This window comes from Oceanobacillus sp. AG, from assembly GCF_009746545.1.
Lineage (GTDB): Bacteria > Bacillota > Bacilli > Bacillales > Amphibacillaceae > Oceanobacillus > Oceanobacillus indicireducens.
Genome location: NZ_WOWT01000003.1, coordinates 166,693 through 179,468 on the forward strand (window position 1 = coordinate 166,693; position 12,776 = coordinate 179,468).

9 protein-coding genes are annotated in these 12,776 nt (G+C 42.1%); 2 read left to right on the top strand and 7 right to left on the bottom strand.

Translation table 11 applies throughout. The features are described 5' to 3' along the window. Nucleotides 1-2: 2 nt before the first annotated feature. The 7 genes from GN217_RS02140 to GN217_RS02170 form a co-directional block, all read right to left on the bottom strand. Nucleotides 3-1,553, bottom strand: a complete 1,551-nt coding sequence (locus tag GN217_RS02140; RefSeq protein WP_156854800.1) for a 2-isopropylmalate synthase — start codon at nt 1,551-1,553, stop codon at nt 3-5. Next, complete coding sequence (gene ilvC, locus GN217_RS02145; protein ID WP_255454337.1) at nt 1,540-2,601, bottom strand: ketol-acid reductoisomerase; 1,062 nt, start codon at nt 2,599-2,601, stop codon at nt 1,540-1,542. The genes GN217_RS02140 and ilvC overlap by 14 nt, the downstream gene beginning before the upstream one ends. 8 nt (nt 2,602-2,609) lie before the next feature. Next, the gene (gene ilvN, locus GN217_RS02150) at nt 2,610-3,131 is read right to left on the bottom strand and encodes an acetolactate synthase small subunit (protein ID WP_156854804.1); all 522 of its coding nucleotides are present in this window, start codon (nt 3,129-3,131) and stop codon (nt 2,610-2,612) included. Continuing rightward, entirely contained in the window at nt 3,128-4,849 is a 1,722-nt protein-coding gene (gene ilvB, locus GN217_RS02155) for a biosynthetic-type acetolactate synthase large subunit (RefSeq protein ID WP_156854806.1), read from the bottom strand. The genes ilvN and ilvB overlap by 4 nt, the downstream gene beginning before the upstream one ends. A 734-nt stretch (nt 4,850-5,583) precedes the next feature. Continuing rightward, nucleotides 5,584-7,032 carry an IS1182 family transposase gene (locus GN217_RS02160; protein WP_156854808.1) on the bottom strand — a complete coding sequence of 483 codons (1,449 nt, stop codon included), beginning with the start codon at nt 7,030-7,032 and terminating at the stop codon, nt 5,584-5,586. 200 nt (nt 7,033-7,232) lie between these two features. Then, nucleotides 7,233-8,915, bottom strand: coding sequence for a dihydroxy-acid dehydratase (ilvD, locus tag GN217_RS02165; protein ID WP_156854810.1), 1,683 nt, complete (start codon nt 8,913-8,915; stop codon nt 7,233-7,235). 203 nt (nt 8,916-9,118) lie between these two features. Continuing rightward, on the bottom strand, nt 9,119-9,907 hold the full coding sequence (locus tag GN217_RS02170) for an HAD family hydrolase (RefSeq protein WP_156855017.1): 789 nt from the start codon (nt 9,905-9,907) through the stop codon (nt 9,119-9,121). A gap of 780 nt (nt 9,908-10,687) precedes the next feature. Here GN217_RS02170 and GN217_RS02175 point away from each other — a divergent pair. Together GN217_RS02175 and GN217_RS02180 are read left to right on the top strand one after the other, a co-directional pair. Next, complete coding sequence (locus GN217_RS02175) at nt 10,688-11,782, top strand: branched-chain amino acid aminotransferase (protein WP_156854812.1); 1,095 nt, start codon at nt 10,688-10,690, stop codon at nt 11,780-11,782. 124 nt (nt 11,783-11,906) lie between these two features. After that, nucleotides 11,907-12,764 (top strand): YitT family protein, encoded by an 858-nt coding sequence (locus GN217_RS02180; protein WP_156854814.1) that lies wholly within the window; start codon nt 11,907-11,909, stop codon nt 12,762-12,764. The last annotated feature ends 12 nt before the right edge of the window (nt 12,765-12,776 follow it).

The window sequence follows — 12,776 nt, forward strand, 5'->3', positions numbered from 1 at the left end:
CTTTAGTGGCTGACTGCTCGTTTCTGGTTCACCGGGCTATGTTTTAAGAAATAGCGGTTTACCGCATTAATATATGCGTTGGCTGATGCCATTAATACGTCCTGATTTGAGCTGCGACCATTCATTACCTCACCATTCACACTCAATTGGACGTACGCTTCTGCCAATGCGTCTTGTCCGCCGCCAACTGAATTTAATTGGTAATCGATGAGTTTCAATTCTTCTCCAATTAAACTTTCAATCGCTTTGTAAAGTGCTTCCACACTCCCATTTCCTGTTAACGCCGCTTCAAATTGTTCTTTATCTGGTGATATCAACCGCACAACTGCGGTTGGTGAATTTTCTGTCCCATAGTACACTTGGAAACTTTCTATCTCGTATTTATTCATTTCATCTGAGTCTGTTTTGATTTCCATAATAATCGTGTAAATATCATCATCCGTCACTTCTTTATTATGATCGGTTAATGCTTTAAACTTCTTGAAAGCCTGTTGTAGCTCTGTATCCGATAATTCGACACCAAACTCCTGTATTTTCTCTTTAAATGCATGTCTGCCGGAGTGTTTACCAAGGAATAACGTATTCGCTTCTTGGACTCCAACCATTGCTGGCGTGATGATTTCGTATGTTTCCACATTTTTTAGTACACCGTCTTGGTGGATGCCTGATTCATGACTATAGGCATTTCGTCCGACAATTGCCTTATTTGCCTGAACATGCATTCCAGTTAACTTCGCCACAAGGTCACTCGTCCGTTTAATTTCATTTAAGACAAGTCTTGTTTCATAAGGGTAAAAGTCAGAACGGACTTTCAGTGCGACAGCTACTTCTTCCAATGCCGCGTTCCCTGCCCGTTCGCCGATACCATTAATTGCACCTTCCACCTGGGTTGCACCATTCTCTACCGCTGCAATCGAGTTCGCTACTGCCATTCCAAGATCATCATGACAATGACAAGACAGGCTTACTTGATCAATATTTGGCACGTTATCCTTCATATACTTGAACATTTTCCCGTATTCTTCTGGCGTCGCATAGCCTACCGTATCTGGAAGATTTACGACCGTTGCCCCAGCATCGATCACTTTTTCAATGATTTCTGCTAAGAAATTCAAGTCGGAACGGGATGCGTCTTCAGCTGACCATTGCACTTCCGTAAATTTCCGCTTTGCATAGCGAACCATTTCAACCGAGGTTTCGATTACTTCTTCTGGGGTTTTACGTAATTTATATTCCATATGGATTGGTGAGGTTGCCAAGAACATATGAATTGCTGGCTTTTTAGCTCCTTTTAAAGCTTCCCAAGCTGCATCTATATCCGATTTTACGGTTCTTGCTAAGGCAATTACAGATGTTGTTTCAATCGTGTCCGCAATTTCTTTCACTGCCTCGAATTCACCTTTGGAAGAAGCAGGAAATCCTGCTTCTATCCGGTCTACACCAAGACGTTCAAGTTGTTTAGCGATCTCTAATTTTTCTAATTTATTTAGATTTACTCCAGGTGACTGTTCGCCGTCTCGTAGTGTTGTATCAAATATTTTAATTCTGGACATATTCTTTCACATCCTTTTGTTTTTCTTGAATAGGCTGTTTAACAAACGGCATCAGGTCACGTAACTCCCTTCCAACTTTTTCAATCGGATGATTATTTTCCGCGCGGTTGATTGCATTGAACTGCGGGCGTCCTGCCTGGTTTTCAAGAATCCAGCCTTTAGCGAATGCACCGTTTTGAACTTCTTTTAGGATTTCTTGCATACGCTCTTTCGTTTCGTCATTGATGACGCGTTCTCCAGATACGAAGTCACCCCACTGTGCTGTGTCAGAAATGGAATAACGCATGTTCTCGAGTCCACCTTCATAGAGCAAGTCAACGATTAGTTTCATTTCATGGAGACACTCAAAGTACGCAACTTCTGGTTGGTATCCCGCTTCCGTTAGCGTTTCAAATCCAGCTTTGATTAAGCTTGTTACCCCACCGCAAAGAACTGCCTGTTCTCCAAATAGATCTGTTTCCGTTTCTTCTTGGAAGGAAGTTTCTAGTACTCCAGCGCGAGCAGCTCCAATTCCTTGTGCATACGCAAGGGCAACATCTTTCGCTTTACCAGTTACGTCCTGATACACTCCGTATAATGCTGGTACACCTGCACCTTCTTCATATGTTCTTCTAACTAAGTGACCCGGTCCTTTTGGAGCAACTAGGAACACGTCAACGTCTTGTGGTGGAACGATTTGTGAATAATGGATGTTGAATCCATGAGCGAATGCTAACGCGCTGCCGGGTTTCAAGTTTTCTTTAATGCTTGCTTCATATACTTTTTGCTGCGTTTCATCTGGAAGTAAAACCATAACAACGTCTGCCTGTTTTACTGCTTCTTCAACCGGGAATACGTTGAATCCATCTTCTTCCGCTTGCTCCTGGGATTTACCTTTACGTAATCCAATCACTACTTCATATCCGCTGTCACGTAAGTTTTGTGCATGTGCATGACCTTGGGAACCGTATCCTACAACTGCAACTTTTTTCCCTTCTAATACTTGATTATTGATGTCCTTTTCGTATAATACTTTTGCCATTTTTAAATCTCCCTCTCCTGATTTGATTTGTTTTTTTATATTGTAAGTGAGCTTACTTCAGCCACATATGGTTTCGCTTGTTGGCCTCTAAGTAATGCTGTTACTCCTGTTCTAGCAATTTCTTTAATACCGAATGGTTTTAATAACAAGATGAACGCGTCAATCTTATCTGTTTTTCCAGTTACTTGGATGGTCATCGTTTCCTTACTGATATCAACAACCGTCCCACGGAATGGATCAATCAGTCCTTGTATTTCAGCTCGCAATTGGCTGGTCGCTGTCACTTTCACTAATGCTAGTTCGCGAGCAACGACAGATTTCTCTGTAATATCGGATACTTTAATAACGTCAATTTGTTTGTGAAGCTGTTTCGTCAGCTGTTCAAGCTTATGCTCATCTTCCACATTAACGACGAAAGTCATTTTCGCCATTCCTTCTGTTTCTGATTCGCCAACGGTAATGCTTTCGATATTGAAATGTCGCTTTGAAAACATTCCGGTAATTCTATTTAAAACTCCACCGCGATTTTGAACGGTACAACTTATAATCCGCTTCACGGCTTCACCCCCACCATTTCGTTAATACCTTTTCCAGGTGCCACCATTGGAAATACTTTTTCTTTCCAATGAATTCTGAAATCAACAAGTACTGGACCGTCATGGGCGAAAACCTCTTCCAGTACACCTGGCACATCTTTTTCTTTATCGACGAGCACGCTACGGATACCGTAACCTTCTGCTATTTTCAAAAAGTCTGGATTTTGAGTTAATAATGAACTGGAATAACGCTCGCCATGAAACTCCTCCTGCCACTGCCTTACCATTCCAAGTGCTTCATTATTCACGATAAATACTTTAACCGGCAAATTACGTTCATGGATAACAGCTAGTTCCTGGATGGTCATCTGAATGCCGCCGTCACCGACAATCGCCACAACTAAATCATCTGGTCTACCGAGCTGTGCACCGATCGCTGCTGGTAAGCCGAAGCCCATCGTCCCTAACCCGCCGGACGTAAGCCAATTATGCGGCTTATTAAAAGCATAGAACTGCGCGGCCCACATTTGATGCTGTCCAACATCCGTCGCGACAATTGCTTCTCCTTTTGACTTTTCACAGATTTGTTCAATCAGCCATTGCGGAGAAACCTGCTTCTCGCTCCGGTTATACCAATATGGGTAGTTGACTTTGTTTTCCATCAGTCGCGTTACCCACTCTGTCGTTTCCGGTTTTTTAATATCCATAGCGAGTAATGCTTGTAAGGCTGTTTTCGCGTCACCTACAATCGGTACGTCTGTGCGGATAATTTTCCCAATTTCTGCCGGGTCAATGTCAATATGTGCAACTTTTGCCCCTGGTGCGAAGTTTGCGACTTTTCCGGTTAAACGATCATCAAACCTTGCTCCGATATTGATAAGAAAGTCCGCTTCATAAATCGCCATGTTCGCAGTGTATGTTCCATGCATCCCGCCCATTCCAAGGAATAGCTCATGTTCGCCAGGGAAACTTCCAAGTCCAAGTAAGGTATTTACAACTGGAAGTTCATATTTTTCGACAAATTCCTGTAAATATGTTGCTCCGTCTGAAAGTAACACGCCTGCTCCTGCCAAGAGGACTGGTCGTTCCGCTTTTTCAAGCAAGCTTGCTAACTTCTGCAGCTGTAATGCATTCGGTTTAACATTCGGCTGGTAGCCTGGTAATTCAATCGCGTTGCTCTCATTCCGGACAGTCAGTTCTGCTGAGATATTTTTCGGAATATCGATGAGAACCGGCCCTGGACGTCCTGTTGTTGCAATGTAGAATGCTTCATTGATGACTCGTGGTAATTCCTTTGCATCCTGGATTTGATAATTGTATTTCGTAATTGGGGTTGTAAGACCTAATACATCTGCTTCTTGGAAAGCATCTGTTCCAATCACTCCTTGCGCGACTTGCCCCGTAATGATAACTAGTGGCAAGGAATCCATCATCGCATCCGTAATTCCTGTGATCAGGTTAGTCGCTCCAGGACCTGACGTTGCAACGACTACTCCCGGCTTTCCTGTTACTCTTGCATACCCTTCTGCTGCATGGATGGAGCCTTGCTCATGGCGGCAGAGTATGTGTTCAAAGGGAAATTCGTGGCGGAACATCGCGTCATAAATCGGTAATACTGCACCGCCTGGATACCCAAAAACTTTTTCGACTTTTGCTTCCACCAGGGCTTCAATGAGTAAATCAGCCCCCGTCACGAACTCCTTTCCTGCTTCCGTCTTCTGCCTAGCTTCAACCGCCATTCGTATACCTCCCTTATTTTTTAAAGAATTAGATATTTTAATATTAAAAAAGACGCTATTCACCCCACAACACGCCTACTTGCATGTATACTGGGGAGAAAAGCGTCTACTCTTCACGGTACCACCCATATTCACAGCACCCTTACGGATACTGTCTCATCAAGCTAATAGCAGCTTGATTGGATAACAGGTGCAATAGGATGCACCTGGCACAGCTTAATGAATCTTTTAAAGCAAGATCGTTCAGCTGGGCACTCGGAGATGATGTCAGAACAATTGGTACTTCTGGGCTTCCAGCAACCCCAGATCTCTGTGAGTACCAGGACCATGTTCCTTTATTCTCGTCATCGATTTTTAAGTATTAGATTTAGTATTTCATTGTGCACTATTAATTCCATTTCGCTCGGCTTCATGCCTTAAGCGGTTGTGCTTTATGATGTTGCCGTTTATCATACAACGTATTTTTTAAAAGGTCAACAGCTTTTTGTAAAGTTATTCGACACTTTTGATAAATCAAACACTTTGATTGCGCTTACATTATTGATTCAATCAACTTTTATATTTTTAAAAAATATTTTATTTTTTTCTGATAAAAAAATAAAACGGGACAGAGGGACAGAGCGAGGCCACTGAAAAACTCCTGTTTTTTAGTGAAAGTTAGGGCGAAATAAAAAAAGAGAGCTTTTTTATGTGGTATTTTCATAAAAAGCTCTCTTTTTTGGCTAATATTCCCCTTATTTTTGGTTTATTAGCTTCATGATTCTCTTTAAATTTACCGCGAATATCGTGGTCGCTCCTTGTATCTCCATGCCAAATAGACCCGAGTCAGTGGCTTTATCGTACCCGTGTCGATTTTTTAATTCACTATTTTTAGCTTCAATCATATAACGATCTCGAGCTAATTCTTGGAACACTTCTGTTTCTTGGAATGCTTCCTGTTCCTTGTGCTCCGTAGACTTTAAGGTCACCGTGTATGTTTTTGATTTGGCACCTTCTTTGTAACATCCCTCGCGCAGTGGACAGACCTTACACTTCTCGATATCAAATCGGTACTGGACTTCTGAATTCCTGTCTTTTCTTTTTGTGGTCCTTTTCCCAGTAGCTAAATGACCCGCAGGACAAACATACAAATCGGCATCCTTATTAAATTCAAACCCTGTATCTTTTCGTTCATTTGTAAGGATCGGGTGAAGTTTCGAAACCAATTGAAATTCCTTTTCCTTGGCTAGAATTAAATTATCTTTCCCAGAATAGGCTGTATCCCCAATTACTGCTTCGACTTCCAATCCGGCTTGTTCACTTTTTTCTACTAACTCTTCTAAGTACTTTCCATCACTTTTCTCACCAGAGGTAACTTTTGCGGCAACGATTAAACGTTCTTTTGTCATGGCTAGATGTGTTTTGTAACCAAAGAAACTCGTGTCTTCGGATTTATGACCGATTCGGGCATCGGGATCGTTAGAAACTTCTGCTCCCTCTTTGCAATCTACTACTACCTCTTTCAAGTAGTTCATTTTTTCTTGGACTGCTGGAATTTCACGAATTTCTTCCTCTTTTTCGATGACATCGATTAATTTTTCGCAATAGGCTACAGACTCTTTCACATCATTCTCGGCTGGCTTTTCTGGGTATTTTTCTTTGAGCGATTCATCAAATTCATAGGTTGCTTTTCGGACAGCTTTCGCCTGCTCATTTAAATATTGAGCCGCAGACCTGGAACGATAGCGGGAATGGGAGTGTGTAGAATCGACAATTAAGGCTGCTTTAATTTCAATCAGCCCATGTTCTATTGCGATTTCAGTTGTTTTTTCGATCAATAAATCGAGTAGATTAATATCTTTCAATCGTAGCTTACGAAAATGAGTTAAAGAACTCGGATCAATAACAGGTTCTTCTGGATCCATCCCAAGGAAATACTTAAAAGACATATCGTATTTAGAACGATTAACGACGTCCGCATCGGACAATTTATACATACGCTTTAATAAAATATACTTAAACATTCGGATAGGGCAAATTGCATTCCTTCCGTTGGTAAGACAATAGTTATCCTCCAACTCCTTATAAATAAAGGAAAAGTCAACCAAGTCATTGATTTGGCGTAACTCGTGATCTTCCTCTACTACTATGTCATAAAGGCTTTTATATGGACTAAACGAAAGGCTCTCTTGTGTTTGTAACATGCAATCACCCGCTACTTTCATAAGTATTACATTGATTATAAAACAGAACAGCTAACAAATCACTTTTGTTAGCTGTTTTAAGGGGACTTTTTCAGTGGCCTAGGACAGAGCACTTGTCCCACATGGGAGAAGTGCTCTGACCCTCTGTCCCCCAATACGAAAAAAATGATCCGGGAATTCCCGGATCATTTTCAGGTGGGTTATCTATTTAAGTAATCGGTAACGGCACCTCGAGAGGCACTTGTAACATTATGTGCGTATTTCCCTAGTGCACCTTTTTTGTAAAGAGGTGGTGCAACCCACTTGTTGCGACGGGCCTCAAGTTCTTCTTCGCTCACTTCGAACGTAAGCTCCATGTTCACCGTATCAACTGTGACGGAATCGCCTTCTTCAACTAGCGCAATTGGTCCACCAACTTGTGCTTCTGGCGCAATGTGACCAACTACAAGCCCATGAGTACCTCCTGAGAAACGTCCATCCGTTAAGAGAGCAACTTTTTCACCGAGGCCTTTCCCAACTAGAATACTAGATAGCGATAGCATCTCCGGCATTCCTGGACCGCCTTTTGGTCCTACATAACGGATAATTAGTACGTCACCTTCTTTAATTTTATCGTCCATTACGGCTTGAGTTGCCTCTTCTTCCGTGTTAAATACACGTGCTGGACCAGTATGTTGTTTTACTTTAACTCCTGACAATTTCGCAACCGAACCTTCTGGAGAGAGATTCCCTTTTAGGACGACTAATGGTCCGTCTTTTCGCTTTGGATTGTCTAGTGGCATAATAACCTCTTGTCCTTCTGCCAAATCTGGAACATCTTTTAAATTTTCCGCTAATGTTTTTCCAGTTACGGTGAGACAATCTCCGTGCAGATAACCATTTTCAAGAAGCAACTTCATTACTGCCTGTACACCGCCCACGTTATATAAATCCTGAAATACAAATCTTCCGCTCGGTTTCAAGTCGGCAAGATGAGGTACTTTTTTCTGAATACGTGCGAAATCATCAATCGTAAGGTCGACTTCAATCGCATGAGCAATCGCAAGTAAGTGGAGAATTGCGTTCGTTGAGCCACCAAGTGCCATAACGATTGTAATTGCATTTTCGAATGCTTCTTTCGTCATAATGTCTTTCGGGTAAATCCGTTTTTCAATCAAATTATATACAGCTCGTCCTGCTTCCTTCGAGTCGATTCCTTTCTCTTTCGATACTGCAGGATGGGAAGAGCTACCTGGTAAACTCATACCGAGCGCTTCAACTGCTGATGCCATCGTGTTGGCAGTATACATTCCGCCACAGGAACCAGCTCCCGGACACGCAGCACATTCAATCTGTTTTAGCTCCTCGTCACTGACATCCCCTTTATTATTTTTTCCAACACCTTCAAAAACAGATACGAGGTCAATGTCTTTTCCGTTCAGGTTGCCTGGTGCAATCGTACCTCCATACACGAAAACAGATGGGATTTCCGCATTTGCTATTGCGATCATACATCCTGGAATGTTCTTGTCACATCCTCCAAACGCGACAAGTCCGTCCATATTTTCCGCTCCTACAACTGTTTCAATCGAGTCTGCAATAATTTCCCGGCTTGGAAGCGAGTAGCGCATCCCTTGTGTTCCCATGGATATTCCGTCTGAAACGGTAATCGTATGGAATAAGAACGGAACTGCTCCTGCTTCCCGAACACCCTCTCTTGCTTCTTTAGCTAATGCTCCGAGGTGTACGTTACATGGTGTGACATCACTTTCTGTATCAGCAACCCCGACCATCGGTTTTTTGAAATCTTCATCGGTTAAACCTACCGCACGAAGCATCGCCCGGTTCGGTGCACGCGTTTTTCCATCAAATGCCTGACTTTTAATTCTTAGATCCTTTGACATTCCCTCTCCACCTTTCATTTTCGAATAATTATATGACTAACTTTCAAATAGTTCAATGTATAAATTTGTTTTTATGTATAGAAAAGAGTCATAAAATGCGGACAACTTAACATTTTCGACAATTCCTTAAACATTTTTCAGAAATAAAAAAGCAAGGATACAACTAGTCCATTATAGTTATATCCAAGCTGATGTGTGAACGTTTATTTATTTAATTTCTCCAATAGCGGAACAAGGTCCATAAGTGCGTTGATTTCGTGATCTGGTTGAACTTGACCGGGTTTCGTATCTTTGCGGTTGATCCAGATGGATGTGATCCCCGTTTGTAACGCACCGAGTATATCCGTGTTCAAGTTATCACCAACCATGATAACCTCTTCTTTCTCTTTCTGCACAAGCTCCAATACATGCTCAAATATTGCCACATCCGGCTTTCCTTTGCCAAAAGCTCCGGAAATTACAATCTGTTCAAAATACGGCACAAGAACCGGTGTCAAATCAAGTTTAATATTTTGCAGAGCTGGCGAACCATTTGTTAATAAAACAAGTTGGTATTTCCCTTTCAAAGCATCGAGTAACTGTAATGTATCGTCATAGAGGGCTGCCGTTTTCTTTCTGTTGGCAGGGAATGCTTCACCAAGTTCTGCTCCAAGTTTTGCGTCATCAATTCCAAGGTCGCTCAATCCCCTTGTCCAGGCTTCTTTCCGGTACCCCGGGACTAGCTTATAAAGTTCCGGGAACATGCCGCCTTCATCCGGAAACTCCCCCCATAAGCCTTCAAATGGGTTAATCCCAATCATTTGGGTAAATTCATATGTAGGATAAGATGCATAAATTTCTCGTGCATTTGCCCGAACACGTTTCTCCAGTTCCAGGGAGTCCAGGTCATATTTTTCCTGTGCCATCTTACATGTTGCTTCAAATGCATCTTGCACACTCTTCTCATCCCAGAGTAAGGTATCATCCAAGTCAAATATAATCGTCTTAATCACCATTCGTTCTCCCTTCAAATCAATAAGCTAATCTTAATCAACTTTCACACCTTAAAAATCAAATTACAAACCTGCCAATTACTTTCATTCAGCATAAGTGTTTTGCTCGTTTATTTAATTTAGCGCTCTAATCGCCGTTCAGTTTCCCGGCGGACGGATGCTTTCCGCGGGCTCCGCGCTGAGCCTCCTCGGAAGAAAGGCACTTCCTGCGGGGTCTCATCGTCTCCGCTTTCCCGCAGGAGTCACCGTCCGCCGGGCAACTGAACTGGTAAGGACGATTATTATGAATGGAAACTATCACCCTAAGATCAGCGTTCTATTCCTAAAATCAAAAATAGTGTTCCAAATTTGGCTTTCCCCTCGGAGCAGTCCAGAAACCTCGAGACTCCTGCGGGAGGAAAGGCCTGGCGAGACCCCGCAGCGCGATAGCGCGAGGAGGCTTGCCGGCCGCCCGCGGAAAGCGAGAGGTGTCTGGACTGCGGACCTCCAGGTAAAAGTTGGGCGCACTTACGCTGATTGATAGTAATCCACTGTTTCATGCTACGAAGGTTGGATAACCTTACTTTAGCATAAAACGCAACTTTATTCAGGGAGTTATGTGTTCAACTGGATGATGATAAAACAGTGATTTTTTTATCGAATAAATATAAACTGCGATTGAACGCCTAAATAACACTTCCACGTTAACACAAAAAAATAAAGAATCAAAAAATTCTCTTGCTAAAATCAGAAAAATCGCTTATCATTAAGGGAAACTTTGTTGAATAAGGAGATAGAGATATGGAAGTACAGTCAATACAAGTCGAGAAAAATACAGCACCTAAGGAAAAACCTATGACTGATCAATTAGAATTTGGCAGAGCCTTTACGGATCACATGTTTGTAATGGATTATTCCGATGAGCTTGGATGGCATAATGCTAAAATTCAACCATATCAGCCGCTTTCGATTGATCCTTCTGCAATGATATTCCATTACGGCCAGTCCGTATTTGAAGGATTAAAAGCATTCCGTACCGAATCAGGTGAGGTCCAGCTGTTCCGACCTACAAAAAACTTTGAACGCATGAATAAATCCAATGAACGGCTTGTTATTCCAGAAATTGACGAAGAATTTGTCTTGCAAGCTTTAATAAAACTAGTTGAAATCGATAAGGATTGGGTGCCGGGTGCAGATGGTACTTCCCTCTATATTCGCCCGTTTATCATTGCAACAGAACCATTTCTAGGTGTCGCACCATCCCGAAATTATAAATTCATCATCATTCTTTCACCAGTTGGTTCCTATTACAAAGAAGGTATCAATCCCGTGAAAATCGCAGTGGAAAGTAAATTTGTCCGTGCTGTTAAAGGCGGAACAGGTGAGGCTAAGACAGGTGGAAACTATGCAGCAGGGCTAAAAGGTCAGGAGGATGTAGCAAAAGACGGCTATTCCCAGGTACTTTGGCTTGATGGGGTCGACAGGAAATATATTGAGGAAGTCGGCAGTATGAACGTCTTCTTCAAAATTAATGGTGAAGTCATTACACCTGCGTTAAATGGCAGTATTTTACCTGGAGTTACCCGTGATTCTGTTCTTCAATTGCTCCAACATTGGAACATCCCAGTATCTGAACGAAGAGTGAGCATGCAGGAACTTGCAGATGCCCACGCGGATGGAACGTTGGAAGAAGCATTTGGCTCTGGAACAGCAGCAGTTATTTCACCGATTGGTTTGCTTTGCTGGGATGGTAAAGATTATCCTATCAACAACGGAGAAACCGGTGAACTCTCTAAGAAAATATATGATACGATAACTGGAATCCAGTACGGTAAACTTGAAGATCCATTCAACTGGAACATACCAGTAACACAAAAAGCAAAAGTAAATCAATAAGATATATACTCTCCAGCCGCCTTTGTGCTGGAGATTTTTTATTTCTTTCCTTCAACTATTTACGCCTTAGCCTGTGAATGGTAAAGTAGATACGGTCATAATAATTTAGAAAGGAAACACTTTGATGCAAAATCAAAATCAACTTATTCAGTATTTCTATATTATTCTCGGGGCAACTATTGTCGGGGTAACGTACAATATGTTCTTACTACCCGCAAAGCTTGCCGCCGGAGGAATTTCTGGGGTAGCTACTTTACTTTTTGAAATGTACGAACTCAGTCCTGGTCTGACCCAATTTGTAATCAACATCCCAATTTTCCTAATTGGCTGGCTTACGATGGGAAGTGACTTCGGGTTAAAAACGTTGGTCGGAACATTTTGGGTCCCTTTTATCATCTATTTGACTCAAGATATCGCGATTACGGTTACTAACCCTTTACTTGGTGCCATTTATGGCGGGCTCCTTCTCGGCGTTGGGTTGGGAATTGTTTATAAAGGAAATGGCTCTACCGGTGGGACGGCTGCTCTCGCGCAAATTATGAAACGCTTCACGAATCTGTCGGATGGCTATGCTCAATTAATCGTTGATGGTCTCGTTGTCACTACTTCCATATTCGTCTTCAGTCTCGAACTAACATTGTTCGCTTTGATGACAATTTTCATATCAAGCAAGGCAATCGACTTTGTACAACTGCGTACATCTGCAACGAAACTTATCCTTATCATTAGTGAGGAAGAAGAAAAGATTCAGCAGATCATTAGAGAGGAAATTGACCGGGGACTAACAAAAGTCCGTACAGTCGGCGGTTATTCTAACGAGGATAAAACAATGCTGCTTTGTGTGACAGAACAACATGAGGCTGTCGAATTAAAGAAAATCTTGCAAAAAGAAACACCGAATGCATTCGTCATCTTCCTGAATGCTTCTGAAATTCTTGGACGCGGCTTTTCCATTGATAAATATTATGGACAAAAATTATAGAAGCTCGAGGGG

Bases quoted from the DNA above. Each gene is read 5' to 3' on its own strand.
- GN217_RS02140 (WP_156854800.1), bottom strand. From the start codon at position 1,553: ATGTCCAGAATTAAAATATTTGATACAACACTACGAGACGGCGAACAG.
- ilvB (WP_156854806.1), bottom strand. From the start codon at position 4,849: ATGGCGGTTGAAGCTAGGCAGAAGACGGAAGCAGGAAAGGAGTTCGTG.
- GN217_RS02160 (WP_156854808.1), bottom strand. From the start codon at position 7,032: ATGTTACAAACACAAGAGAGCCTTTCGTTTAGTCCATATAAAAGCCTT.
- ilvD (WP_156854810.1), bottom strand. From the start codon at position 8,915: ATGTCAAAGGATCTAAGAATTAAAAGTCAGGCATTTGATGGAAAAACG.
- GN217_RS02175 (WP_156854812.1), top strand. From the start codon at position 10,688: ATGGAAGTACAGTCAATACAAGTCGAGAAAAATACAGCACCTAAGGAA.
- GN217_RS02180 (WP_156854814.1), top strand. From the start codon at position 11,907: ATGCAAAATCAAAATCAACTTATTCAGTATTTCTATATTATTCTCGGG.